The sequence below is a fragment of the Phaeodactylibacter sp. genome (genome assembly GCF_022763345.1).
Lineage (GTDB): Bacteria > Bacteroidota > Bacteroidia > Chitinophagales > Saprospiraceae > Phaeodactylibacter.
Map to the genome: position 1 here is coordinate 1 of NZ_JALEGS010000111.1, position 26,789 is coordinate 26,789.

A 26,789-nucleotide genomic window follows, 5' to 3' on the forward strand; every position below is an offset into this window, starting at 1 on the left:
ATTCATCGTCTGGGATCTTGGATTTGCGACATCGGCCACTGACGAAGCATAGCTTGTCAGGGCAGGCGCAAGCCACTTCCCAGCGTAAATGCTGACCCGTCTGCCGAAGTACCAATACGCAGGCAGGCATTAAGTAGGTTTGCTGTGGCAAACCACTTAATCGTCAGTATAACACTACCCCTGCCGGTGTACTACCGCGGCTTCAATCGTACCATTAGCAGGCAGCTCGCGGCGTTCGCCGTAAAGCATAATTTCCAGTGGCTTGTTGGTATGATTGATGATTTGCGTCTGCTCTCCGGCTACTTTTACCTCCAGATAGTACCCCCGGAAGCGCACCTTAAAGGCGTAAGATTGCCAGTTTTTGGTGATGAACGGGCTGAACTGCACCGTATCATTAAACACCCGCATACCACCGAAACCCTTGACAAAGGCCATCCAGGTACCCGCCATACTTGTAATGTGGCAGCCGTCTTCGGTATCGTTATTGTAGTCATCGAGATCAAGGCGAGCGGTGCGCAGGTACATCTCATAGGCTTTTTCCTCCCGGCCCAGCAGTGCGCCCAGGATTACGTGCACGCAGGGGGACAGTGACGACTCATGCACCGTGCGTGGCTCATAGAAATCGAAATTGCGGCGAATAGTATCCGTATCGAAGTGGTCTTCGAAAAAATAAAGCCCCTGCAGTACATCAGCCTGCTTGATAAAGACCGAGCGCAAAATACGGTCCCATGACCAGTTTTGGTTAATTGGGCGGTCTTCCGGTTTCAGGTCATCCACGGTAAGCAGCTCCTTGTCGAGGAAGCCATCATGCTGCACTAGAATGCCCAGCTCATCGTCCTTCGGCAGGTAGATACTACCGGCAATGTCTTTCCATTTTCCGGTCTCGGTGTTCCGGTAGAATTTAATCTTTTCTTCAATCTCCTGGTAGCGCTCCGGGTGGTTTTGCGCCACGTATTCAATGGCTTCCATGGCATACTCCAGACACCATTTGGCAATGTAGTTGGTATACCAGTTGTTGTTAACGTTGTTCTCGTACTCGTTCGGGCCGGTAACGCCGTGCATCATGTACTGCCCGTTACGCTTGGAGAAATGCACCCGTTGTGCCCAGAAACGGGCAATGCCGATAAGGACTTCCAGCCCGTACTCACTGAGGTACTCCTGCTCGCCGGTGTAGCGGATGTAGTCGTAAATGGCGTAAGCAATGGCGCCATTCCGGTGAATTTCCTCAAAGGTAATCTCCCATTCGTTGTGGGATTCCTCCCCGTTCATCGTCACCATGGGGTAGAGCGCAGCACCGTCGGTGAAGCCGAGTTTTTCGGCATTTTCGATGGCTTTTTGCAAATGCTTGTACCGGTAGACCAGCAGGTTGCGAGCCACGGACTGATCAGCGGTAGCCAGGTAGAAGGGGAAGCAGTAGGCTTCGGTGTCCCAATACGTGCTGCCCCCGTACTTCTCGCCGGTGAAGCCTTTCGGGCCGATGTTCAGGCGCTCATCCTCGCCGGTATAAGTTTGGTACAACTGGAAAATATTGAACCGGATGCCCTGCTGAGCCGCTGCATCGCCTTCGATGCGGATATCCGCTTCTTCCCATTTGTTGCCCCAGGCAATCGCCTGCTCGCGCAACAGGGACTGAAAGCCTTCTTTGTAAGCTTCCTTCACGGCCGCCTTGCAGCGGTCCATCAGTTCTTTTTTCTTATAGTTGAGAGAGGTGACATTGGCGGCATACTTGTAAATGACCGTGGTCTCCCCCTCTTTGCAGGCCAGGTCTACCGAACAGGCCACATACTTCTCTTTTTCGATGCGGTAGGCGTCGAAGTCCACTTCCTTGCCGCCTTGTTCTATGCTGAACTTCATGCCCGTGCAAGCCTGAAAAGCGGTTTTCTTCGTTTCAGCCGTCACATAGCCCTGCCGGCGCTTGACTTTCTTGTCGACCTCCACCCAGAATTTCTCATCGTAGTTGGAATCTTCGTTTTCGACATCAAAATCCACGTAAGGCGTAATGTTGATGGGGCTGGAAAAGTCCAGAGGCGTGATGCGATACTCCAGGGCGGCAATCTCATCGCGAACGATACTGCAGAAACGTTTAGCTTCCACCTTCACTCGCCGGCCGCTCTTCATTTTTGCCGTAAAGGTACGCAGCAGAAAGCCCTCCTTCATATTCAGCTCCCGGCGGAAGTCTTCCACTTTGCATTCTGCGAGGTCAAGGGCTTCCCCGTCAAAGTCAATATTGATGCCCGCCCAGTTGGAAGCATTGAGCACCTTGGCAAAGTATTCCGGATAGCCGATCTTCCACCAGCCGACTTTAGTTTTGTCGGGGTAGTAAATGCCCGCCAGGTAGTTGCCCGGCAGGGTATCGCCGGAGTACTGCTCCTCGAAGTTGGCGCGTTGCCCGAAGCGGCCATTGCCGATGCTGAAAATACTTTCGGAAATGCGGTTGTATTCCGGAATGAAGCCTTCTTCGATGATGCTCCACTCGTCGTGTTTCAAATATTCCTTCATATTGGTTTAGGCTTTTCGAATTATTGAATGGCTGCTGCGGGCAGGGCCTGCAGGATATCGTTAGGGGTGAGGTTTGTAAAATCAGGTACCACATGGTGGGCGTGCTTCAGGTTGTCGCCACCTACGCCAACGGCATAGAAACCGCCGGAAAGGGCAGCGTCCACGCCTTTTTCGGCATCTTCAAAAACCACGCATTCGTCGGGCTTCAGCCCCATCGCCTCCGCGCCCATTTGAAAAACCTGCGGGTCAGGCTTGCTGCGGGTGAGTTTGTTGCCATCGATGATGACTTCGAAGCGGTCTTTCAATCCGATTTGCTCAAGGATAGTAGTGGCGTTCTTGCTGCTTGAGCCTACCGCCAGTTTCAGCCCTTGTGCTTCAGCAGCGTCCAGGAAGGGCAGTATGCCTTCCAGTATTTCGGAATCGTCCATCTTCAGGATGTACTCCCGGTACCACTCATTTTTTTGGGTAGCCAGCTCCTGCTTTTCAGCCGCAGTTTTTTCCACGCCGCCCCACTCCAGGATGAGATCGAGGGATTCCATACGGCTGACCCCTTTGAGCTTCTCGTTTTCTTCCTCGGTGAAATCCGAGCCCACTGCATTTGCCATTCGCCTCCAGGCGATAAAGTGATATTTGGCGGTGTCTACAATCACACCGTCCAAATCAAAAATAAAAGCTTTGATCATGCTTAACAATTCGTATTTGCGCCCTAAGATAAGGGATTTTTTGAGGGCGGGAAAGGATAGTGTTTTAATTACACTTAGAAAACAAATAATGTAAAACTAGCAGAATTTCCCGAACGACTTAATTGTGACGCGTTACTCATTTCGGTATCATCTTAAGTGTACCTGTCAAACAATTTCAAGAATACCGTGCTGCTCACTCTCGCTTAATGCCAATATTTGCTGTCGATTACGAATAATCAATTCCTGAATATGACTAGTAGATTGGTTACCAATCCTAAGTAAAACGATTTTCGGCGGAAATCCTTTTTGGGCTAAAAAGTGATAAAAATCGTCGTCATTTGTCACAATAATAGCATCATTAGCTTTCGCCCAATTCCATATTTCGAAATCACTAGCAGGTATAGGAAGCCCGCACTTTTCTACATGATGGATTTGTTCGAAGTGAGGCGTAAGCAACCTTATTAGTCGCCAGGAAATATTGGCATCTAACAATAAATTCATTTCAGGCAGCTATGATCTGAGAAACCTGCTCTCTATAAGCTGCAAAGGATAATGCAGCCAAAATATGCTCCTGACGGAGAGAAGGAAAGTCATTCAAAATATCCTCATAACTCATACCTGATGCCAGCCATTGCAAAATATCTCCAACAGCAATTCTAGTCCCTTTAATGCAAGGCTTGCCAAAGCGGATATTAGGATTGATACTTATGTATTGTTGAAGGTTTTCCATTTTTATATTTACTATTCACTTGATTGAAACTATAATAGAGTCAAGATAATTCATTCCTGACTAAAAACAAAGTCTCAACAGTTGCCTGTTTTTGGATTATACTGACTTCAGGATGTTTTCAACTTAAAGACATCTTTGAAAAAGAAACAGCCAAGGCTGAGGTTGAGCTTTAAGCATGGAAGCGCAAATGTAAAAGCTTCGAAAAACCTACTAAAAGCCCAACATCAACCCTGACATGTCTGATAGACTTGAGTGCTTAAATCACCCCCAGCTCCTTCCCCACCTTCGTGAAGGCAGCAATCGCCTTATCCAGGTGCACCCGGTCATGAGCAGCCGATAGTTGCGTCCGGATACGGGCTTTGCCCTTAGGAACCACAGGATAGAAGAAGCCGATCACGTAGATGCCTTCATCGAGCAGGCGGTTGGCGAAGTCCTGCGACAGCTTGGCATCGTACAGCATAATGGGCACGATGGGCGCCTCCCCGGGCAGAATATCGAAACCAGCAGCAGTCATTTCTTTGCGGAAGTAGGTGGTATTGTCCTCCAGCTTGTCGCGCAGCTCGGTAGACTTGCTCAGGATGTCAAACACCTCAATGGAAGCGCCCACAATAGCCGGTGCGAGGGTATTGGAAAACAGGTATGGGCGGGAACGCTGCCGCAGCATGTCCACAATTTCTTTCTTCGCTGCTGTAAAGCCACCGGAAGCACCGCCCAGTGCCTTGCCAAGCGTACCGGTGATGATGTCCACCCGGCCCATAACGTTATGGAATTCATGAGTACCCCGGCCGGTCTTGCCGATAAAGCCGGTGGCGTGGCAATCATCCACCATTACCATGGCGTCATACTTGTCTGCCAGGTCGCAAATTTCATTCAGTTTAGCAATATCCCCATCCATAGAAAACACCCCATCCGTCGCGATCAGGCGGCGGCGGGATGACTGGGCCTCCTTGAGTTTTTCCTCCAGGTCAGCCATATCGCTGTGCTTGTAGCGGTAACGGGATGCTTTGCACAGGCGGATGCCGTCAATAATGGAAGCATGGTTGAGCTCGTCCGAGATGATGGCGTCCTCTTTAGTGAGCAGGGGCTCAAATAACCCGCCATTGGCATCAAAAGCCGCTGCGTAGAGGATGGTGTCTTCCATGCCCAGGAAATCGGCGATTTTGCGCTCCAGCTCCTTATGGATGTCCTGCGTACCACAAATAAACCGCACGCTAGACATCCCAAACCCATGGGTATCGATAGCATCCTTGGCGGCTTTGAGGATATCCGGATGGGACGATAGCCCGAGGTAATTATTGGCACAGAAGTTCAGGACTTCCCCCGTGCTCTGTGTCTTGATAGCCGCCGATTGCGGAGTCGTGATGATCCGCTCTTCCTTGTACAGGCCGGCTTCTTTGATTTCGCTCAGTTCCTGCTCCAGGGCAGGCTCTACATTCTTATACATAAGTTGAAGTTGAGTGCTTTAGAAATTGAATAATTATAATGCCGCGGATGCCATTTCCCGCAAATTAGCGAGCATATCTCTGGTCATATTCGGGAGGTCGTAGGCAGGCTTCCAGCCCCAATCAGCCCGGGCCTCTGCGTCATCAATATTTTCCGGCCAGCTTTCGGCAATCTGCTGCCGGAAATCGGGCTCGTAGGCGACTTCAAAACCAGGCACTTCTGCCTGAATGGCAGCAGTAATTTCAGCGGGTGTGAAGTTCATGCCAGAGATGTTGTAGGAGGTCCTGATTTTGATCTGTTCTGCCGGGGCATCCATAATTTCTATGGTAGCCCGCACCGCATCGTCCATGTACATCATGGGCAGGCGGGCGTGGTCAGCCAGGAAGCAGGTGTAGCGCTCCCCGCGTACGGCATGATGAAAGATATCCACCGCATAGTCTGTGGTGCCGCCCCCCGGCATCGACTGATAGCCCACGATGCCCGGATAGCGCACCGAGCGCACGTCGACGCCAAACTTTTGGTAAAAATAATTGCTCCAGTGCTCGCCGGCTACCTTACTGATGCCATAGACGGTCTGCGGCTGCAGTACCGCATGCTGGGGGGTGTCAATTTTGGGCGTTTCCCCACCGTACACTGCAATAGAGCTGGGGTTGAAGACTTTGCAGCCAAATTTTTTAGCCGCTTCCAGGACATTGAACAGGCCCGACATATTGACCTCCCAGGCCCACTGTGGATTCAGCTCGCCTTTGGCCGATAGAATAGCAGCAAGGTGATAAATCTGGGTGACGCCCCTGCTCCCGACAAGCTCGAACATCGCATTGCGGTCGAGCACATCAAGGGTTTCAAAAGGGAAATCGTAAGCGGCCGGCTCGCGGATGTCTGTAGACAGGACATTAGCGGTGCCAAACCGTTCACGAAGGGCTTGCCCGAGCACGGTACCGATCTGGCCGTTCGCGCCCGTAATGAGGATGGTTTCGGTTTTCATATAATTTGGTCAGTGCTATAAAATACTTCGGCTTTTCATGGTTAGATGAACCGCCTACAGCTTAATAACGCAGTAAAACAGCTGCGGTTTTGGTTATCTTAGCCCGGGTCCGGAACAACGTCCAGAAACCGGTAGCTCTTTGCTTCGTAGTCCATCCAGCAGCAGTAGTTTTCCCGCCCGTTGGTGACCATAAGGTAGGGCACCTGCAGGCTGGAATTGTACCAGGAGACCTGCTCAAATACCGCCTGACTAATCTTTACCTGCGGTGCCTTGCACTCAATAAGCAGGTAGGGCTTTACCTCTTTATCATAAACCAGCAGATCGAACCTGCGGTCCAGGGTATTGACCTTCAGCCCCCGCTCCATGGAAATGCGGTTGCTGTTGTATCCCCGCTCCTGCAAAAGGTACTCCAGTACCAGCTGCCGTACCATCTCCTCAGGCTGCAGCACCAGCCACTTTTTGCGGATGCGGTCAAAGATAAACCGTTTATCGGCCTGCCGCTTCACCCGAAGCTGATCTTTGTAACGGAGCAAGTCAATATGTATCTCCATGCAGCGGGGTTATCGTACCATTACTTTTTCCTGTGTTAGGACCTGTCCCTGTGGGCTGTGCAGGCAAATCCAGTAAACGCCGGCCTGTTCTGGGAGCCTTACCGTATTGCGGCCCGCTTGTACCGGTAGCTGCCCCAATTGCTGCCCGGCGGTATTGTACCAGGCTATTGAAAGCGCCTCCTGTTCGGCTCCGCTAATGAAGACCTCAACTACTGATTGAGTAGGGTTTGGAAAAACACTGAATTCGTAGGTATCTGTCACCTCCTCATCAGAGGTCAGCAGCCAGGCATCAAACAAAGCCTGAAGGGAATCGATTGGCTCCACGCCAGCAGGCGCTTCCGCTACATTGAGCTCCAGCCAGGGGTTATCCGGATCGTCATCTGGCTTAAACACCCGCAAAAAGGCAGAAGTGGAAGATGTACCGGCATCCAGGCAGCGGGCATCCGCTCCGGGGATATTAGCACCCTGCATGGCGGCCATGAGGCGTTCGGCAAGGGTGCCTTCTGTATTTAGAAATCCTGCTTCCATGCCCTCCAGTACTTCCGGGCCTAGCAGAATGTTCCCCTGTATCGCATAGTTAGCTCCGAGGAGGTGCCCCTTCCAGTCGTCTGCATTCTGACCGGTGAAAGCTGCTACTTCCGGTTCCCCCATAGCATTCAGAGCCGCTACACCGTACTGCCGGTATTCCGGATTGAAATTCTGCGAAAAGCAGGCATCATTCGCGACCAGCCAGTCGATGACTTCCTGCGGCGTATTGCCTTCGGACAAGCGGGCCACGCCATTATCCAAATTGATGTGGGGATTGACACAAATATAAGCCTGTGCATTAATCCCGCCCCGGCCCGGAATAATCCCACTCAGCAAAATCACCCCGCCCAGGCTGCCAATGCCTTCCACGCAAGTGGCACCTGCACTGCCCACCTCACCCGTAGCTGGATCAACAGCCACAATCGAGAAAGTATCCTGTGACCAGGCGCTTTGCACAAGCAACAGGGACAGCAGCCCTATTCTAATTATCAATTTCATACTATTGGATGATCAGTTTACGGTTTATGGTTTCCAATCCATCGGTCAGCTGAAGCCAGTAAGCCCCGGCAGCCAACTGCAAGCGGGGCAGCGCTAAGGCATGTTGCCCGGCTGCCAATGCTCCGCTGAACAGTGTGCGCACCTGCTGCCCGTTGCTATTTATGAGCACCACCTGAGCATTGGGGATAGACTGTTGAAGCTCAATCGATACGGTCATATCAGACGCAGCCGGCGTTGGGAAAACCTTAAGGCTGACCCGGGATTCAAAATCAGGAACAGCCGTCAGCATCGTCTCCCGTACCTGATTGGTGTTGAGCACCTCAAACCCTCCGGCATTGCCACGCCAGAGTACAGCAGCTACGATGAGGCTGTTGTTGCCCAGGTTATCCGTATTGATCTCCTGTGCCTGCAGGTCAGAGATTGCTATGCTGTAGCGCTTGTTTACTTCATCGCCGGCATTAGCGCCACCATTGGCAATGGTTTCCCCGAAAGCGGTGCCTGTCATGGAATGGCGGAGGATGTTTTTGTGCTCTGCCATAGCGCCCTGACCGGATTGAGTAGCAATAACGTCAGGCTCGATGAGATAGACCGCCAGATTAACCGACTCCCCGTCAAAGCCTTCAAAAAAACGAGTCTTCGTCTGCACGATGAGGCTGTCCTCAGTGGCTTCCGCCAACAGCCCGGTTTGGGCTACGGGTGGTACTTCATTGAAATCATCAACTGCTGTGGCTGCATCCTGACGAACCGTTGCGATATTGGTGCTCGTAACGCCGAGGTTTTCCGTATTCAGGAAGAAAACCGGCTGCCCGAAGCCACCGAGTGCGGTTGTGAGTTCATTGGAGACACTGTTGGTCAGTATGCTGCTGCCAAAGTGAGCGGCTATAACCAGTGCCTCCGACTGATTATCTTCGAGCAGGTCGCGGAACAGTTCCCAGCCATACCCCCCGCATTTGGGGCACCAGGTGGCGGTACGCTTGGTGATGAGCGGGTGATGGGTCTGAGGGACTTCAATCTCCTGTGCCAGCAGCGGCAAGGTCAAAACAAACAGGAAAAAAAGTAGAAATGATCGTTTCATAGCAAGCATTATTTTGAGGTAAAAGTACGGGGAATTCCGGCAATAAAAAACCATGGGGCTACACTTCCAGCCCATGCCAGCGCTGAGAACGCATATACCACAAGACGATGCCCATCATCACAATCCAGTACAGAATCTCAGAGGCCCATGCCCAGGGCAGCCCCAGGTTGGTATGGTTGACGACGATGTAGATGTACGCCAGGTAAACCGCCGCGCAAATGGTCTGTATGACCAGCCCGAAAAAGGTCGCTCCCGTCCCGGCCAATCCGTTGAAGTAAACGCTGCCAATGCTGAAAGCCGTGAGAATGCCCACCAGCACATAAAAGACTGGCTGCGCTTCGGTGATCAGCGACATGTCAGCCCCGCCCAGGAGCGGATACAGCAGTTCGTGCGGGTAAAGGACCACCGGAAGAGTCAGCACCATCGTAGTCAGCCAGCAGATTTTGGCCGTCTTCCAGATGATGGGAACAACGGCCTGCCGCTTGCGCTGCCCTATGAAGTTACTGACCAGCGTATTCACCCCACTGGCAAAGCCCCAGGTGGGAATAGACAGGATGAGGTAGACCATGCGTACCAGGTTCGTGATGGCCAGTTCGCGTTCGCCCAGGTTTTCTACGATACCGAAGAAAACGAACCAACTGCCCAGCCCGACAAAAGACTGCGCTACAATCGGCAGGGCCAGCTTGTACTGCTGCCTGATAAGCTCCAGGTCCACATTGGGCAGCTTGAACAGCCGGTAGCGGTGCGCTTCCCGGTCAAAGAAAATGTATACCATAAATACCGCAAAGGCAACGATCTCCGCGATTGTGCTCGCCAGTCCGGCCCCCGCAATGCCCATAGCTGGCAAGCCCCAGTGACCGAAGATCAGCCCGTAGTTGAGCGCAATATTGACCATGCCCAGAATAACGGTATCCACGATAATAAAGGTGGTCCTGGCCACTCCGGTATACAGTGCAATCACGGCCACCCCGGTATAGCTAAAAAAGACGCCCCAGGAGCGGGTATCCAGGTATTCCAGGCTTTTCGTAAAAACGACTTCCGAATTGACAAACAGCCCGAAGAAGTAGTAACAGCCGTACTGCATGATAAAAAACATGACCACGGCCAGCGCCAGCTCGAAGTAAACCATGGAATAAAACGTCCGCCCCACTTCCTCCAGAGCCTCCTCCCCTGCCCGGCGCGCGATCATGATTTGCCCACCCCGGGAAAACCCATAACCAATGGCCGCGATGACCAGGTAGAAGACGCCTACGAAGCCAATAGAGGCAAAGTCCTCCTCGCTCAGGTGGTACAAAAATACGCTATCGCTGAGCGCCACCACGTTCTGTGCGGCGCTGCCCAACATGATAGGAGCCGAAATGGAGAGGATCTGCCGATATGAAGTGCGTAGGCGCATGGGTGGCAAAAGTAGGCAGGCTGAAAATGATTAGCACTAATTTACCCTCAATTTTCAAAATTTTCCTGCAATATTTGACACTTACATTCATTTATCGTGTCTCTTACTAAACTTTCACCTGACCTTAATTTTTAACCATGAGATTACCTACTTTCCTGATGGCGCTGATACTAACCGCGGCGCTGCTGTCCTGCGGGAGCGACCCCGCTGGCCAAACCGAAAAAACAACCAGCAAGATGTACGAAAAAACCGGGCTTGAACTGCCACAGGCTACCAAAAAGCCTAAAGAACTTACCATCCATGGGGATACCCGCATAGACGACTACTACTGGCTCAACCAACGGGAAGACGAGGAGGTATTGGCTTATCTGAATGCCGAAAACACTTATACTAAAGGTATGATGAGCCACCTGGACACCTTCCAGGAAAAGCTCTATCAGGAAATCATTGGACGCATTAAGCCAGACGATACCTCTGTGCCCTACAAGGATAACGGCTATTTTTACATTACCCGATTCGAAAAAGAAAAGGAGTACCCGATTTACAGCCGCAAAAAAGGCAGTCTCGACGCACCGGAGGAAATCATGCTCAATGCCAACGAACTGGCAGAGGGTTTTGATTACTACAGCGTTGGCGGGCGGGAAGTCAGCCCCAACAACCGGCTGCTGGCCTACGGAGAAGACACTCTAAGCCGCCGCATTTACACCCTGCGCTTCAAAAACCTGGAGACCGGGGAGATGCTGCCCGACGCCATCCCGGGCACTACCGGAAGTGCGGTGTGGGCCAATGATAACGAAACGGTATTCTATACCCTTAAAGATGAGACTACACTGCGCAGCCACAAGGTCATGCGCCACCGCCTAGGCACGCCAGTTGAAGCGGATGTCGAAGTCTACAGCGAAGACGATGCGACCTTCCTGGCATTTGCCTACAAAACCAAGTCCGATAAATACATCGTGGTCGGCTCTTATGCCACGCTAAGCCAGGAATACCGGGTACTGGACGCCAATAAGCCTGAAGGGGAGTTCCGCATTATTCAGCCCCGGGAACGCGGGCTGGAATACAGCATTGCCCACTTTGGCGGTCATTTTTACATCCGCACCAACCTGGATGCTCAAAACTTCCGGCTCATGAAAACCCCGGAAGAAAAGACCACGAAGGACAACTGGGAAGAAGTCATCCCGCACCGGAAAGACGTGCTGCTGGAGGATATGGAAATTTTCAAGGACTACCTCGTGCTCTCTGAGCGCAAGGCTGGCATCACCCAGCTAAGGGTACGGCCATGGGAAGGTGAAGAACACTACATCGACTTCGGGGAGGATGCCTATCTGGCCTACACCTCCGTCAATCCGGAATTCGATACCAAAATTCTCCGCATTGGCTACACCTCCATGACTACGCCCAATACCACTTACGACTACGACATGGAAGGGCGGACCTTTGAGCTGCTCAAGCAGCAGGAAGTAGTCGGTGGCTTCAACCCGGAAGAGTACCAATCAGAGCGACTGATGGTCAAAGCCCGGGACGGCGTGGAAGTGCCGGTATCCATGGTGTACCGCAAAGGCTTCCAAAAGGACGGCACTCAACCCCTGCTGCTCTACGGCTACGGCTCCTACGGCAACAGCATGGAGCCCTACTTCAGCTCAGTGCGCCTTAGCCTGCTCGACCGGGGCTTTGCCTTTGCCATTGCCCACATCCGGGGCGGGGAGGAAATGGGCCGGCACTGGTACGAAGATGGCAAGCTGCTCAACAAGAAAAATACCTTTACCGACTTCATTGATGTCGCAGACCACCTCGTTGCCGAAAACTACACCAGCAAAGAGCAGCTATTCGCTATGGGCGGCAGTGCCGGCGGCTTGCTGATGGGCGCGGTAATCAATATGCGCCCTGACCTCTGGAAAGGTGTAATCGCTGCGGTACCGTTTGTAGACGTGGTAACCACCATGCTCGACGAGTCCATTCCGCTGACTACCGGTGAGTTTGACGAATGGGGCAACCCAAAAGACAAAACCTATTACGACTACATCAAGTCTTACTCGCCCTACGATAATGTGGAAGCTAAAGAATACCCGGCTATGATGGTCACCACAGGCTTGCACGACTCTCAGGTGCAATACTGGGAGCCTGCCAAGTGGGTTGCTAAGCTTCGCGAAGTCAAAACCGATCAGAACCCGTTGCTGCTGCATACCAACATGGAGGCAGGCCACGGGGGCGCTTCGGGCCGCTACCAACGCTATAAGGAAACCGCTATGGAGTACGCCTTCCTGCTTGACCTGGCCGGGCGGGCAGAGGTAACGGAGCCTGTGAAGGATTAAGACGTAGTAAAACTATTTTTGCAAGAGGGGGCGCTTTAACCTTCGAGGAAGCTGAAGCGCTCCCAATTACGTTACCAAGCTCTAGGCTTCAAAATTGCCCGTTTTTGACACCCCTCCCTGAACCAAGTCAGGGTTCCTGCCATTTAGTAAGTTGGGTTGCAGCAATATTCCCTGATCGCTAAGCCCGTTTCAGGAAAGCTTATTTTTCCGTATATTGCCCAATTACCCTAACCAATTCTCAAATTATCTCAAATCGTTATTTGTATGAGTGTTGAAACCATCAATAATCTTCAGCTCATTAAAGAAAGTGCGCGCGACTTCGCTGAAAACTATATCCGCCCTCACGTTATGGAGTGGGACGAGTCCCAGGAGTTCCCCGTCGAAATGTTCCAGCAAATGGGGCAGTATGGCTTCCTTGGCGTATTGGTACCGGAAAAATACAACGGTTCCGGGTTGGGCTATCAGGAGTACATCACCGTGATCGAAGAAATCGGTAAGGTGTGCGGATCGATTGGCCTTTCCGTAGCCGCCCACAACTCCCTGTGCACCAACCACATCCTGATGTTTGGGGATGAGGAGCAAAAGCTGAAGTACCTGCCCAAACTGGCTACCGGCGAATTCATCGGTGCCTGGGGTCTGACAGAGCCCAATACCGGAAGTGATGCCGGGCGCATGAAGACGGTCGCAGAACAAGATGGCGACTACTACGTGCTCAACGGTGCCAAGAACTTCATCACCCACGGCAAATCGGGCCACGTAGCCGTTGTGATTGCCCGTACCGGCGAGCCACTGGACAGCCACGGTATGACCGCCTTCATCATCGAACGGGGCACACCGGGCTTCGAAGCCGGCAAAAAGGAAAACAAGCTGGGCATGCGCGCCAGCGAAACGGCCGAGCTGATCTTCAATGACTGCCGGGTGCACAAAAGCCAAATTCTCGGCAAGGTAGGCGATGGCTTCATTCAGTCTATGAAAATCCTGGATGGCGGCCGGATCTCCATTGCCGCTCTCGCACTCGGAATCGCCAAAGGCGCCTACGAGGCATCCGTACAGTACTCCAAGGAGCGGCAGCAGTTTGGCAAGCCGATTTCTTCTTTCCAGGCCATCGGCTTCAAGTTGGCTGATATGGCGACTAAAATCCAGGCTGCTGAGCTGCTCACTCGCAAAGCCGGGCGCATGAAAGACAATGGCGAGCGGGTTACCAAAGTATCCGCCATGGCCAAGTACTACGCCTCTGAAGCTTCCGTGGCGATTGCTAATGAGGCTGTTCAGATTTTTGGTGGCTATGGCTACATTAAAGATTTCCCTGTGGAGAAATACTACCGGGACGCCAAACTTTGCACCATCGGGGAAGGCACTTCTGAGATTCAGAAACTGGTCATCTCCCGCGAGGTGTTGAAAGAAGGGTAAACCGACAATTGGGAAACCAGCGAATATGCTGGTTTCCCAATTCTGATTTCTACCCTTTCAAAAGTACGCCACACTGCGCTTTACCCGCCCAGCCAAGCCCGAAAATCACTTACCCGGTCCCGGCTCACCGTCGTCTCTTCCCCATCCTGCAGCTTAATTTTCAAACGAGCATTGGAGTAAACCGTGGTTTGGTCAATCGCCTCAATATGGACGATGTACTGCCGGTTGGTCCTAAAGAAGTGCTTTGGGTCGAGCAGGGCTTCGAGTTCCTCCAGGGTATACTCCAGCGCATGCTTTTTGCCGTCAGCATGGCGAATCCAGGTTGTTTTATGCTCTGTGAATAGATATCTGATGTCTTCTGCCCGAATGCTTAGGAACTGATGCCCTGTTTTCACCACAAAACGTTCTTTGTATTGCCTTTGCATGGATTGCAGCAACTGCTCCACCTGTTGTAGCTGAACCGTGGGCTGCCCAAATTTTTCCTTCAAATCTTCGTACTGTACCAGTGCCTGCTCCAGGTCGCCCTTTCCAATCGGCTTGAGTAAATAGTCAATACTGTTGACCTTGAAGGCTTTCAGGGTGTACTGATCGTAAGCCGTCGTAAAAATGACCGGACAGGGCACCTTTACCGATTCGAACACCTGAAAACTGGCTCCATCCGCCAATTGTATGTCAAAAAAGGCTACATCCGGTTGTGCGCCTGCTTTAAAATAACCTACTGCATCTTCCACCGTATCCAGGATGGCCAGGATTTCGATCTCCGGGCGCAGCTTTTCCAGAAGTAGTTGCAGGCGCTCTGCTGCGAGTGCTTCGTCTTCTAGGATAAGTACACGCATTACTGTTCGTTGAGTTGAAGAATGGGGACTTTCACGGAGAAGGCGTCCTCGGTCGTTTCCACTTGCAGGGACTGCCCGCATAGGTAGCGGTAGCGCTCCTGAATGTTGGGCAGCCCTACGCCCAGGGACGACTGTTGATTGCCTTTCAGCTGTAGAGAATTTCTGATCGTCAGTGTACCATTTTGCCGGGTGACCGACAGGTGCAGAGGCTGCTTTTTGGAGGCGATGTTGTGCTTTACCGCATTTTCAGCCAGCATTTGCAGGGTCAGGGGTACTACGGCATCGGTTGGCTCCACGTCCACATCCGTTTCCACTTTCAGCGATTCTCCGAACCGGATTTCCAGCAAGAAGAGGTAGGCTTTGAGCATTTCCATCTCCTGCTCCAGCGAAATCAGCTCCTGTTGCTGCGTTTCCAGAACGTAACGGTACACTTTAGACAGCTGTTGGATGAACTCCGCAGCCAAGTCAGCGTCTTTATAGACCAGATTAGACAGGACATTAAAGCTATTAAACAGAAAATGCGGATTCACCTGATTTTTGAGGGCTTCATACTTGGCGGCCAGAGCAGCCCGTTTATGCTCTTCGGCTTCTTTGAATGAAGCTTTCCAAGCCAGGAAGAAACCCCTCCCGTGCAGGAAAGTCCCTACAAACAAAGTAATCAGCACCACCGTCAGCGGGAAGGTATAGCCTACATTTCTCAGGGCTTGCAAAGGCGCGATGCCATATATTAGGCCTGCATAAAGGAAAAGCACCAGCATAGCTACAACGAGCGAATAGAGCACCATCAGCACCAGGCTTACCACTACCCTTTTTGCAGGAGCTTCCAGCCAGGGGATTTTGGTGTCTAACCACTGAACCAGCATCCCGCTGCCCAAGCCAATGAGTACCCAAAGGATGCCGTTCACTGTAAAATTAGACAGGAAATCCGCCCATTCTCCTTCGAGAAGTAAATACCAGCCGAAAGTGATGGTGATCGCCCCCCCACCCAGCAGGAACTGTGTGAGGAGGCTTTTCCACCTCAGGTCTCGGGTCCAGTTTGTATTTTGATTTGGCATTATTTTTATTCTTTTTCCATTTTAGCGGTAGCCTGTTCCAGCAACTGTTGGTTGAAGTAGCTGCCCCAGGCCGGGTGCATTGGCGACGCAGGCTCATAACTTTCAAAGCGTTCTGCCGCTTTTTCCAAATAAGGCATTGCGCGCTCCGGACCGCCGCCGTACATAGCGGGCATGTAAAACAGGTGCATGCCCATCAGGTGGTAAGCCCTTGGATAATCAGGCCCGGCTTCAATAGCTGTTTGGTAAGCCGCTACGCTCTGCGGGCTGTACATTGGGCCATTGCCCATAGGGTCAGCCCAGATGTGCCCTGTGTAAATATAACCCTGCAGGGCGAGAATTTCCGGATTTTCGGGAGAGATCTCTTTGGCTTTGTCCAATGCGCCCTGCGCTTTTTCCAGGAAAGCGGTGATTTGGTCCGGCTTGCCCTGCTGCATAGCGCCTACCGCTTGCATGATGTGGCAGTAAGACTGATAGTAGGCCGGCAGCCACTCGCCTTCCGGAGCGGCGGCGGTGATGCGCTCGAAGGTATTGGCCGGAGCGGAAAAGTCGCGGGTTTGCTCGGCCGCCTGAAGCTCGCCGACTGCTTTTTCCATGGCGGCGGAGTATCGGTCGTTTTGCGCGAAGGTGGAAATGGACAATGCTAAGCTGAAAAGAATGATTAAAGGTCTCATGATAGTTGGATTTTTATGATGTAAAAAATTAGTTACTAAAGGTGCTGCCTTCGCCTATGGAGACAAAGACGCCCACGAAAAAGAACCTTGGGGCCGGCGGGCGGATAGCCGTGGAAGTAAAGCGCCCGTTGGGGTCCGGCTGATTGCCGAACCGCTCCCCGAAGGACTGCTCAAACCCGAGTACATTACTCACTGAGGCGTGCACGATGGTAAAATGCCCGAACAGCTCGGTCAGGTAGCTCAGGTTAAGGCTGAGGTCCTGGAAGGTTGGGGTACGCAGATCATTAAACCGGGGGGTATTTGGATCGTCATAGGGGCGTGGGCTGCCGAGCGTGTAGGTTAGCCCCACATTAGTCTGTAGCTCCTGAATCCAGTGCTTGTAGACCACCGACAAGTTGTGCTTTGCCGCAAAATCAGGCGTTGCAGCCACCGGAAAATCTTCATACTGACGCTCCGTATCCAGGTAAGAATAGGACACCCAGAAGTCGCCGTTAGGAATGCTCACCCGGTCCCGGTAGAAGAGGTCCAGCCCACGGGCGTAGCCCTCACCGGAGTTCTCTGCCAGCCAGGGAGTGCCAGCGGGAAACTGCACGAGGTTCCGGTATTCTTTATGGTAAAGCTCAGCACGGATTGTACGCCCCCCTTTGCGGTACTGATAGTTGACCAGGTAATGATCGGACCGCTCGGGGCTCAGGTTTTGGGTAAACCGCAGCCAGTCTTGCTGTGGCGCCTGGTAAAAATGTCCGTAGGCGAAGGCAAACTGTCCGCCCTGACCGGCTTTATAGGCCAGGGAAAGGCGCGGAGACAAGCGGTTGGCGTCAAGCAGATTATACCGTTCTGCCCGAAGCCCCGCCCGCAGCGCGACTTTTTCGCCCAGGTAGCCTTCCGTTTCTGCGAAAGCAGAGAGGTAGTCCTCCTGAAAGGCACTTTGGATATCTGTTTCTGCCTCCTGATAGTGCTCGTCGAAGTCACTGTGTATCCACTCGGTTCCGAGCTTCAGCGCCCAGTCGTTTTCAAAGTAGCGGATGGCAACGGCGCGGCCCTGCATCATGGCGTTTGACCGGTCAACCGAAAAGTGCTGATCAATGCGCTCATTATCGTATCCGGCGGCAAGGCCCGCGTCCAGCTGCCATTCCTCCTTAATCAGCTGATGGTAGGTGGCGCTGCCGTAGTAGTTGTCGTTTTGCAGGCTAAGCAGGGACTGCTCTGTGGGGTTTTCCGGTAAGGGGTGCCGCATAGAGAAGCCCGACCACTGTGCATTGGCCTGTGCCTTTAGCAGAGCGCCGTTGCTCATTTTTTGGCGGAAGCCCACCTGTGCCCCCTGTGCCGTGACCGGGTCTTCCCAGTCGATATTCTGAGGGACGAGCCGGGTGTAGGGGCCAAGGTTGGTATAGTCCACCCCTGCCGAAAGTGCGCTGTTTTCCCAACGCTCGGTATGGTTGACACCTGCCCCGATAGTCATCATAGACAAGCTCGTGACGGAGGCTTCCGGCAGGTCTTTGGTCTGCAAAACCAGGGCGGAGGACAGCGCATCGCCATAAGCGGCAGAGTACCCGCCTGTGCTGAAGGAAGTCCCTTTGAACAGGAAGGGGGAAAAGCGCCCACGCACCGGCAGGTCCGGTACATTGCTCGTATACGGATTGGGCACCCGCAGCCCGTCAATAAAGGTTTGTGTCTCATGGGCATCACCGCCGCGTACGAATATGCGCCCGTCTTCGGCATTGGACTGCGTGCCCGGCAGGGTATTGAGCGCAGCTACGATGTTGCCGTTGGAGCCCGCCGTGGTGACGATGTCGATGGGCTTCAGCAATACCGCTTTTTTCTCATCGCTCGCCTCAAAAGCCCCTGCGGAGATGACGACCTGCTGCAGTTCGCTCGCCTGCGGTTTCAGGCGGAATTCCAGCCACAGGCTGTCCTGCCCGGTGGGAATGAGCTGCTCTAACTGCTGAAAACCGATGTAGGACACCACAAGCGTAAGGCTATCGCCGGGCAGATACGGCAGGTGGAATTGTCCATCCGCATCTGTGGAAGTGCCATCGAAAGTGCCTTTGATGTATAAATTGGCTCCTACTGCCGGCTCCGTTTTGCCAGTCAGTACCCGCCCAGCCAGTATGGACTGCCCGTGCAGGGCGGTAGTCAGGATTAGAAATGTAGCAAGGAAATATGTCGGTTTCATCTCGGTTGCTTTTGATCCAAAACTGCTGGTTATGCAGCGTTTGGGCAAAAACAACTGGCTGAATTGCACTCAGAGGTGGCTGAATTGCAAATTAGCGTATTGGAATCAACCGCGTAAAATAAATAACCCGCCCCGCCTGCACCAAAGCCACGTACTGCCCCGGCGGTACTTCGGATAACTGCAGGGTATTGCTCCCTTGTACCAAAGCATAACTTGCCACGCCCTTGCCATCAATACTGAACACCTGGCAGGTGAGGCTGTCGGGAATACCGGGCGGCACTTCAACCGAAAGGGTACGGTTCTCCAGGTAATTTAGCAGAATAGCGGGCGTTTCCAGTATGGGTTGTGCTTCAACGGATGTCGTTGCTGCCCCAAACCAGTCCATACCGCCATTGTCTAATACGGCCCCGCTGAAATCGAAAAAGGTAGCATTCTCCTTGTGCGAGCCCTGCCCCCAGGGGGTGTAGCAATCCGTACTCACCCAGGCCGGTTCCCAATAAAACAGCCCGGAACCACCATTGCTGCGGACTGCTGCATCCAAATCCAGCATCCATTGTTTTTGGGCCTGCGGGCTAATCGGAGCGTAGTCCGGGTGGGCGGTGGTGAGAATATTAGATGCCTCATCTGCCCAATCCAACGTCCAGGGATATCCGGTTTCGAAGATCATTACTTCCTTGTCCGGATAGGCTTCCCGAAGGCTGCTGATAATGCTGCCCGTTTGTTGAATGGTGGCGGGCATGTGCCACTGCCAGTAATACGAAAGCCCGATGATGTCAAAATCCGTAACGCCATGATCGGTGAAGCCTTCCATAAGCCAATGGGCATTAGTGGGGCCGGCAATGTGCAAGGCAGTGCGGATATTTTGCCCGGTAGCGGCTTCCACGTCAGCCACCGCCTGTAGCCCGGTTTGAAACAGGGGGCCATTGCGGTCCCAGTCGAGCACCCAGCCAGCATCATTCACGGCGATGGGCAACAGGATTCCCCGGTTGGTTTCGTTGCCCACCTGTACCATTTCCGGGAGCAGCCCGCGCTCGTGCATCGCCATGAGGGTACCGTGGATGTAGTTGTACAAAGAATCCTGTAGTGCCGGCAGATCATCAGCCACCGGTGACCAGGCGGCGGGAATCCACTGCCGGCCAGGGTCTGCCCAAAAGTCAGACAGGTGAAAATCCAGCAGGATTTGCATGCCCGCAGCCCTCGCCCGCTCTGCTGAACGGCGAACGTCCTCAAAATCGCTGTAGCGCTGCCCGGCATTAAGGGTGTCGTACCAGCTTGGCGTATGCCAGAGGCGTAAGCGGACGATACCACAGCCGGCATTGGCAAACAGGGCGTAGGGGTCTTGGGCCTCCCCGTTCAGACTGAAGACGGCTCCGCAATCTTCCAATTCATTGACGTAGGATAAATCGGCACCCCGGAGGAAATCTTCCTGGGCTATAACAAAAAAAGGCAGGAGCAGAAAGGAAAGGCATAATCGGTAGTTCATCATTTTACAATGTGTTAAGCTGGAAAACGGGTAGAGTGCACCCTGCATTCATAGATAAGCGTAAATCCTTAAACGTTGGCTCTTTTGACTTCCCCCCTCCCCTACATGCGTAATATTTTTTGGCCTAGCAAGATAGGCTTGGGAATACGGTTTTCTGCCCGTGCTGAAGGATGGGAGCTGCTGATGTTTGTAAGAATGACCACTGCTTTGTTCCCGGATTTGGAGAACCCTATGAAAGAGGTATATCCACCTGAAGCCCCGCCGTGCCATATAAATGGATGCTGTTCATCCTCCAGGTTATGCCACCAGCCAAGGCCCATAGCATTTCCATCCCAGAGTTTACCTTCCGGCATCCTGATTGAAAAACTTAGAGGGTCCTGGGCAGCATAAAGGAAATGCAAGCTATCCGGAGCGGCTGTCAACTCGGTGGAGGCATAGCGTATCATATCGTTTAAGGTTGATTTGATGGCACCTGCGGCATTGATAAATTTCATTTCCCACGGCTTGGATCGCTTCCCTTTTGCCGTAATCCCTTCAACAAAGCGGTCTTTATTTGGCTTGGTGATTTCAAAATAACTATTGTACATCGCCAGCGGGTCGAAAATGTTTTGCTGAACAGACTCCTCCCATGACGTGCCATTTAGGCTACTGGCTATTTCACCCAACAGACCATAGCCTGCGTTATTGTAATCCCACTCCTCACCTGGCACATAGTCCAGCTCAAACTTTCTGAGATACCGGTAATACTGTTTGGCTTTAAAGTTCCTGTTGGGGTTTTTGGGGGTGAAAATCAGCGCCCGTAAATAAGGTAAAATGAAGCTTGCCGGCCCCGCTGACAAACCAGATGTATGGGTCACCAAATGCTGAACCGTAATTGTGCTGCCCTCAAAGCTATCCTGAGCCAATTGTACAGGCAAATAGTCTTGCATTGGATCAGTCAATAAGAGTTTCCCCTCATCAGCCAGTTTCATAATAAGGGAAGCGGTAAAGGTTTTGGTGATCGATCCGATCTCAAAAATTTTGTCATCATTTTTGACTGGCAACAGACTATCACCCTCTAACCGGTAACCAGCTTTTGTCCAGCCCCCATCTTTCAGAACGCCAATACTTACTTCTGTTCCATCAGGCAGATTTTGAACCTCCCTTTTGATGAGCTCTATCAACCCGGGAGATTGGGCAGACAGGACCGTTCCCATCAGGCAAATTTGCAGTAGCAGGACTAAAGACTTTTTGTCGAATATCTCTTTCATTTCGGTCTTAATTTATCTTTTCTGAACGAAAAAAGTGATTTTTCGCCAAAGACAAGAAAGGTCGGAATAGAAAACGGGCCGAGCAACACTATTCATTCCCACTAATGCTGAGAAACTACTCCATGCGACCTACCTCAACCAGCTTAGCGCGGAACTCACTGGAAAATTCGATTCCGCTATACATGCTGATCAATCAATACAGGATTCCCGTCCGGGTCCACCAAAACAATACTCGCCGGGCCTTCCGTGTGCTCATCTGCCTCACGCACCAATTCCAGCCCCTTGGTTTTTAGCGCCTTTTGGATCACCCGCACGTCGTCAAAGTCATCTACGGGTTGCGCATTGGCATCCCAGCCGGGGTTGAAGGTGAGGATATTTTGCTCAAACATACCCTGGAACAGCCCGATCAAGGTATCGCCGTTCTTCATAATGAGGTAGTGCTTGTCCTGATCTCCACCGAACACTTCAAAGCCAAGTTTTTCATAAAAGGCTTTGGAAGCTGCGAGGTCTTTGACGCTCAGACTGACTGAGAAGGCTCCGAGTTGCATAGGTTTTGGTTTTGGTTAGGCTTCAAGGTAGCTATTTTGGAGCAACTCAGTTGACGCAAAGGGAGAAAATATCCCGCTGAGGGTTAAACGGAATTCGTGCAATCCTTTGCGAGCTTCGCGTGACACTTTGCGGACGCTGCGTGAACCCCTTCCCGCACAGTTCCGCCAAAAAGTTTCGGCTTTGCGACCTGATCGGGCACATCAGGCCTTCAGGATCAGCGCTTCAATCTGATCATTATGGACACGGGCCTGCACATGTTTGGAGTCTTCAAATAAAACGGCCTGCCGAAGGCTTGGGAAGAGTTTTTGAGCCCGTTTGATCATTTTTTCTCCGGGGAACACTATATCCTGTCGGGCAGCAAAAAGGGTAATGGGGGTCCGAATACTCTCAGCCTCCATCTTTGAAATAACCGGTACCGGGGTAAAATCCATCTCAAAGTGCAGAAACACCTCAGAAAGAAACGCCAGCGCGAACGAGTCATCATCGGTGAAGATTTCACTTAAAAACCGGCGGATATGCTTTGGCTTCCCTGTTTTGATATACCGTTTCATTGGGATAAACATCTTCCAGAGCAATTTCAGCGGGTTACCGTTGACTATATAGGCAGGGGCAGCCAAATAGGCGGCTTTGATGCGTGATTCGTCAAAAGCCAGGGTTTTCAAAATAATAAGCCCACCAAAGGAAAAGCCAGCCAGGGTGACGCTTTCCAGTCCAAGCTGAATAAGCAGTTCGTTCATCCACTGCCCATAGGACAAGTCGGCCATACTCAGGCGCTCGCCTTCGCTTTTATTAGGTTGTGCGAGGACATCTACCGCGTAGACCCGGTACTTTTTGAACAGATTGGGATAGGTTTCCAGGGCGATTGGGGCGCAGCCGTTGGACCCATGCACTATCATGAGCGGAGGCCCATCGACCGGGCCGGTGACCAGCAGGTGGGTTTCCCCAAATTGAGTGCGCACGGTTTGTGACTGGTATTCAATAGCGAGGTCTTGCAGTTTTTGATCGTACAGGGACAAGACTGCTGCACGGCCCGCTTGAGTTTTAAAGAATGAGGTCATTATCATTTATTTTGAGTTGAATTGCGGCTGTTTTACCAGCAACCACAGGGCGAATCCCAGCTCACCAATTGTCATCGGGACCGCCAATATATTTTCAATGGTGCCCCAGGCTACATTTGGCGCAATGCCTAGGAGACTTTGCAAATGAAGCAAAGTGTAGCTACATCCTGCAATCAGGAGCAAAATTCCCCAAATCCAATGCCCAGCCTTTGTCTGCCGGACTAACAAACCTAACGCTGCCAGGTGTAGCCCAAACAGTATCAGCCCGATCGACCAGGTATCCTCAAAGGATTCCAGTTGAAGCAATACTTGCTGATTCAGCAGGTCCGGGGAAAGCTCCGCGCCGCTTTCCAGTAAAGCGGTAGCAGAAAGCAGATCCCCAATGGCCATTTCCAAAAAACCAGTGTAAGCCAGCCGCAACAGAGCGACCAAAAGGGCTAGTCCGGGATGAGTACTTTTAAACAGCAGGTACAAAGCCCAGGCAGCCACTACGTCACACAAGGCAATGAACAACCAGCCGGCAATGCCTGCCCTGAAGATAGGCAGGGCATTTTTGAGATTGGTGATCGTTTGTACCGGGGCTGAAAAGTCAACCAGCGTCGTCCAGACGTAACCGTAGGAAAATCCGGCAGCCAGCGCCATGGCAACGATAGTACCGCCTGCGACGGCAGCATAATTATAATCGGGGTTCATCCTTAAAGATTTGAAGGGTTGGATTTATTCGGCGGAGGTGATGACCACATTGCCTTTCTTACGCCCGGCGGCGATGTAGGTATGGGCTTCTGCGAGTTTCTCGAGCGGGTATTGGCGGTCGATGACCATTTTGAGCTTACCGGCTTCGTAGATTTCGATGAGCTCCTTCAGCATGCCGCGCAGTTCTTCGTCCGACCGCAGGCCGGTAGCTGCAAAAACCGCCTTCTTACCACCCGAAATGTTGGTTTTCATCATTTGCAGCAGCAGTGGCAGCCCCAACACCGGGCAGAGGTATTGCCCGTTGCCCTTCAGCACAGGCTTACAGGCGTTGAAAGAACTTTTGCCCACAGTATCGTAGATAAAATCATAGGTTTCTGTGCCTTTCGTAAAATCCTTGCGGGTGTAGTCAATCACCTCATCAGCTCCCAGAGCGCGCACCAGACCAAGGTTGCGGGTACTGCAAACGGCCGTCACTCTTGCGCCCAGGTACTTCGCCAGTTGAACGGCTGCAGTGCCCAGGCTGCCCGAAGCACCGTTGATAAGAATATGTTGCCCGGGCTGCAAATTAGCCAGGTGGCGAAGGTAATTCCAGGAAGTAACGGCTCCGTCGCAAAAGGGCGCAGCCTCAGCGTAGCTCAACTGATCAGGCATCAAACTGATGACCCCGGATTCCGGAACGGCAACGTATTCTGCGTTGGTGCTAAAGCCCAGAGTGGTTTCGCCAAACACGCGGTCGCCCGGCTGAAACTGTGTCACCTCCGCCCCTACCGCTTCCACCTGACCGGCAAAGCCGGTGCCCGGAATCGGATGCTTTGGTTTGGTAAGCCCCAGCATCAACCGACCAAAGTAGGGCGTGCCAGTCCGCATCATGCCGTCGGCAGTGGTAGCCGAGGAGGCGTGTACCCGGATGAGAACTTCGTGGGGTTGGGGAGCAGGCTTGTCCACCTCCTGAAAAGTCAAAACGTCGGGGGAACCGTAGCCCGTCATTACAACGGCTTTCATTTTCAATGCAGTCATGATAGTGGTGTTTTTCTGATTCATGATGCAAAGAAAGCCCCTATAGCAGGGCGCTGCGTTCTGAAAAAGCAGGCAGACGTTCGGATTTATATTCCCGAACCGGAATCCGCACTTTTCAGGAAAGCCCGGGGCGTCATACCGGTTTCCTTCTTGAAATAGGTATTGAAGACCGTCTTGGAGTTGAATCCACTCTCGTAAGCCAGCCCGAGCAGGGAGATATGTGCGTTGGCCGGGTCGAGAGCGAGCTTTTTGAAGTGCGCCACTCGATATTCGTTGATGAAGGTGTTGTAGTTTTTGCCCAGGCTTTCGTTGAGCAGCCAGGACAATTTATTGGGGTGGAATTCTATCTGCTCCGCCAGGCTGCGCAGTGACAAGCCTGGATTCAGGTAGGGTTCTTCCTCCTCCATGAATTGCAGGAGCCGCTGACGGTATTCTTCCGAGGTAGCTTCATCCAGCAAAGCTGTTTTTTGTTCGGCATTTTCTTCCCTGCCCCCTCTGCCATATAGCCGTTCATGAAAAACCTGATAGCGGGGATCACCGCTCAGCCTTTTGGACAATTGTCCGCTGTAACTCAGCAATAGCACGGAGGAATTGAGCTTGAGGGCCTCTTCCAGCCATTCGAAGGCAGCATCCGCCTCCTCAAGACAGGCATAAGCCATAAACAGGTAGGAATGCGCCTGAAAAGCAGCTGGTTTTGCCGCTTCAGCCCGGAGTAATTCCAGCGTAGAGGCCGCTTCCTTTTGGTGCCCGGCCAGGATATGGGCCAGGCAAATGATGCCCAGCTTATCCCCTTCCACCGTAATGTCCTTTGGAATCTGATGGATAAAGTCGAGAGTCTCCTGATAATGCCCCTCCATGAGCAGGCAATAAGAGCGCTGTATGTAAGCCGGAATATTATTCGGGTTGGCCTGCAGGCAGGCATCAAGCTGCCGGAGTGCACTTTTGTAATCGCCGTTGCGGTAATCGAAGAAAGCTTTGAAAAATAGGGTTTCCTGTGATAGCGGGTCGATGAGGAGTGCCAGCCCCAGGTGCTCTTCCGCCTCCTTCATGCTGCCTTCCAGGGTATAGAGAAAAGCAACAAACTGCTGCGCTTCCGGATAATTGGGCTTCAAGCGGATGGATTCCAGAGCGTGCTCAAAAGCTTTCGCAAAATCACACTCCGTGAAAAAAGCCAGGTTGGCCAGCTGATAATGTACCCCGGCGTTTTTAGGATTGAGCTCGAAGGCCTGTTGCGTATAGTCCGCTGCCTTCTGCCAGCCTTCGGCCGGGTCCATGAACTGCGTGGTCGCCAGAAACCCATAAGCATCCGCAAGGCCTACGTAGGATTCGGTGTGCCGGGGATCCAGGACGATGGCTTTCTCAAAGAGCTCAATGGCCTTTTTGACATCGGAGGGGTTCCATTGATTGTGGTAATACCGGGCTTTGAGGGCGTAGGCATAGGCATCGAGGCTGTCGGTTTGAGGCTCCACCAGGTGATCTTCAATTTCGAAGTGCCCGAACTGCTCGCGTAGTTTGTCAGCAATCAAGAGGCTGATCTCATCTTGCACGGCGAAGATATCATCCAGCTGCCGGTCCCAGGTCTCCGACCAAAAGTGGAAATCCTCTTCTGCCTGTACCAGCTGCGCCATGATGCGGACTTTGCGCCCGGAAAGACGGATGCTTCCCTCCAGAATAACCTCTACGCCAAGCTGTTGCGCGATATTCTTTACCGCTATGGCCTGCCCTTTAAACTGAAAAGAGGAAGTACGGGAAGTAACTTTAAGCTGTTCGATCCGGGCCAGAGCATTGATAATTTCCTCTGTGATACCGTCACAGAAGTATTCATTGTCGGGGTCCGGGCTGCGGTTGACGAAAGGGAGGACAGCGATGGTGTTGGAAGTCATGCCTT

The 26,789-nt window shown here is 52.3% G+C and carries 23 protein-coding genes; 2 read left to right on the forward strand and 21 right to left on the reverse strand.

Annotated elements, in window-relative coordinates; all coding sequences use genetic code 11:
* Positions 1-174 precede the first annotated feature (174 nt).
* The 10 genes from MRY86_RS26135 to MRY86_RS26180 all read right to left on the reverse strand — a co-directional run bounded on the left by MRY86_RS26135 (position 175) and on the right by MRY86_RS26180 (position 10,388).
* Positions 175-2,499 carry a glycoside hydrolase family 65 protein gene (locus MRY86_RS26135; protein ID WP_293568041.1) on the reverse strand — a complete coding sequence of 775 codons (2,325 nt, stop codon included), beginning with the start codon at positions 2,497-2,499 and terminating at the stop codon, positions 175-177.
* 20 nt (positions 2,500-2,519) lie between these two features.
* On the reverse strand, positions 2,520-3,182 hold the full coding sequence (gene pgmB / locus MRY86_RS26140) for a beta-phosphoglucomutase (protein ID WP_293568043.1): 663 nt from the start codon (positions 3,180-3,182) through the stop codon (positions 2,520-2,522).
* Between the two features lie 165 nt (positions 3,183-3,347).
* Positions 3,348-3,683, reverse strand: coding sequence for a DUF5615 family PIN-like protein (locus tag MRY86_RS26145; protein ID WP_293568045.1), 336 nt, complete (start codon positions 3,681-3,683; stop codon positions 3,348-3,350).
* Position 3,684: 1 nt separating this feature from the next.
* On the reverse strand, positions 3,685-3,912 hold the full coding sequence (locus tag MRY86_RS26150; RefSeq protein ID WP_044228394.1) for a DUF433 domain-containing protein: 228 nt from the start codon (positions 3,910-3,912) through the stop codon (positions 3,685-3,687).
* Between the two features lie 256 nt (positions 3,913-4,168).
* Positions 4,169-5,356, reverse strand: coding sequence for a glycine C-acetyltransferase (gene kbl / locus MRY86_RS26155; protein ID WP_293568050.1), 1,188 nt, complete (start codon positions 5,354-5,356; stop codon positions 4,169-4,171).
* A 33-nt stretch (positions 5,357-5,389) separates the two neighbouring features.
* Positions 5,390-6,340, reverse strand: a complete 951-nt coding sequence (locus MRY86_RS26160) for an NAD-dependent epimerase/dehydratase family protein (protein WP_293568052.1) — start codon at positions 6,338-6,340, stop codon at positions 5,390-5,392.
* A 98-nt stretch (positions 6,341-6,438) separates the two neighbouring features.
* On the reverse strand, positions 6,439-6,891 hold the full coding sequence (locus MRY86_RS26165; protein WP_293568054.1) for a type I restriction enzyme HsdR N-terminal domain-containing protein: 453 nt from the start codon (positions 6,889-6,891) through the stop codon (positions 6,439-6,441).
* Between the two features lie 9 nt (positions 6,892-6,900).
* A complete protein-coding gene (locus tag MRY86_RS26170) occupies positions 6,901-7,917 on the reverse strand; it encodes a DUF1028 domain-containing protein (protein ID WP_293568056.1) in 1,017 nt (338 codons plus the stop codon).
* A gap of 1 nt (position 7,918) precedes the next feature.
* Positions 7,919-8,992, reverse strand: a complete 1,074-nt coding sequence (locus MRY86_RS26175) for a T9SS type A sorting domain-containing protein (protein ID WP_293568058.1) — start codon at positions 8,990-8,992, stop codon at positions 7,919-7,921.
* A gap of 58 nt (positions 8,993-9,050) precedes the next feature.
* Positions 9,051-10,388 carry an MATE family efflux transporter gene (locus MRY86_RS26180; protein ID WP_293568060.1) on the reverse strand — a complete coding sequence of 446 codons (1,338 nt, stop codon included), beginning with the start codon at positions 10,386-10,388 and terminating at the stop codon, positions 9,051-9,053.
* Between the two features lie 236 nt (positions 10,389-10,624).
* Here MRY86_RS26180 and MRY86_RS26185 point away from each other — a divergent pair, with 236 nt between their 5' ends.
* Together MRY86_RS26185 and MRY86_RS26190 are read left to right on the forward strand one after the other, a co-directional pair.
* Complete coding sequence (locus tag MRY86_RS26185; protein ID WP_363325442.1) at positions 10,625-12,703, forward strand: S9 family peptidase; 2,079 nt, start codon at positions 10,625-10,627, stop codon at positions 12,701-12,703.
* A gap of 264 nt (positions 12,704-12,967) precedes the next feature.
* A complete protein-coding gene (locus MRY86_RS26190; protein ID WP_293568064.1) occupies positions 12,968-14,113 on the forward strand; it encodes an acyl-CoA dehydrogenase family protein in 1,146 nt (381 codons plus the stop codon).
* Between the two features lie 80 nt (positions 14,114-14,193).
* Here the strand turns inward: MRY86_RS26190 and MRY86_RS26195 are convergent, their stop codons facing one another.
* The 11 genes from MRY86_RS26195 to MRY86_RS26245 all read right to left on the reverse strand — a co-directional run bounded on the left by MRY86_RS26195 (position 14,194) and on the right by MRY86_RS26245 (position 26,784).
* On the reverse strand, positions 14,194-14,949 hold the full coding sequence (locus MRY86_RS26195) for a LytTR family DNA-binding domain-containing protein (protein WP_293568066.1): 756 nt from the start codon (positions 14,947-14,949) through the stop codon (positions 14,194-14,196).
* Entirely contained in the window at positions 14,949-16,004 is a 1,056-nt protein-coding gene (locus tag MRY86_RS26200; RefSeq protein WP_293568068.1) for a histidine kinase, read from the reverse strand. The genes MRY86_RS26195 and MRY86_RS26200 overlap by 1 nt, the downstream gene beginning before the upstream one ends.
* A 5-nt stretch (positions 16,005-16,009) precedes the next feature.
* On the reverse strand, positions 16,010-16,675 hold the full coding sequence (locus MRY86_RS26205) for a hypothetical protein (protein WP_293568070.1): 666 nt from the start codon (positions 16,673-16,675) through the stop codon (positions 16,010-16,012).
* 28 nt (positions 16,676-16,703) lie between these two features.
* Complete coding sequence (locus MRY86_RS26210; RefSeq protein WP_293568072.1) at positions 16,704-18,851, reverse strand: TonB-dependent receptor; 2,148 nt, start codon at positions 18,849-18,851, stop codon at positions 16,704-16,706.
* 91 nt (positions 18,852-18,942) lie between these two features.
* Positions 18,943-20,337, reverse strand: a complete 1,395-nt coding sequence (locus MRY86_RS26215; RefSeq protein WP_293568074.1) for a glycosyl hydrolase 53 family protein — start codon at positions 20,335-20,337, stop codon at positions 18,943-18,945.
* 98 nt (positions 20,338-20,435) lie between these two features.
* Positions 20,436-21,584, reverse strand: coding sequence for a serine hydrolase domain-containing protein (locus MRY86_RS26220; protein WP_293572075.1), 1,149 nt, complete (start codon positions 21,582-21,584; stop codon positions 20,436-20,438).
* 176 nt (positions 21,585-21,760) lie between these two features.
* Positions 21,761-22,132, reverse strand: a complete 372-nt coding sequence (locus MRY86_RS26225) for a VOC family protein (RefSeq protein WP_293568078.1) — start codon at positions 22,130-22,132, stop codon at positions 21,761-21,763.
* A 201-nt stretch (positions 22,133-22,333) separates the two neighbouring features.
* On the reverse strand, positions 22,334-23,191 hold the full coding sequence (locus MRY86_RS26230; protein ID WP_293568080.1) for an alpha/beta hydrolase: 858 nt from the start codon (positions 23,189-23,191) through the stop codon (positions 22,334-22,336).
* A 6-nt stretch (positions 23,192-23,197) separates the two neighbouring features.
* Entirely contained in the window at positions 23,198-23,884 is a 687-nt protein-coding gene (locus tag MRY86_RS26235) for a DUF4386 domain-containing protein (protein ID WP_293568082.1), read from the reverse strand.
* 24 nt (positions 23,885-23,908) lie between these two features.
* Positions 23,909-24,901: an NAD(P)-dependent alcohol dehydrogenase gene (locus tag MRY86_RS26240; protein WP_293568084.1), complete on the reverse strand. Its 993-nt coding sequence runs from the start codon at positions 24,899-24,901 to the stop codon at positions 23,909-23,911.
* Between the two features lie 86 nt (positions 24,902-24,987).
* Positions 24,988-26,784 carry a helix-turn-helix domain-containing protein gene (locus tag MRY86_RS26245; RefSeq protein WP_293568086.1) on the reverse strand — a complete coding sequence of 599 codons (1,797 nt, stop codon included), beginning with the start codon at positions 26,782-26,784 and terminating at the stop codon, positions 24,988-24,990.
* Positions 26,785-26,789 lie beyond the last annotated feature (5 nt).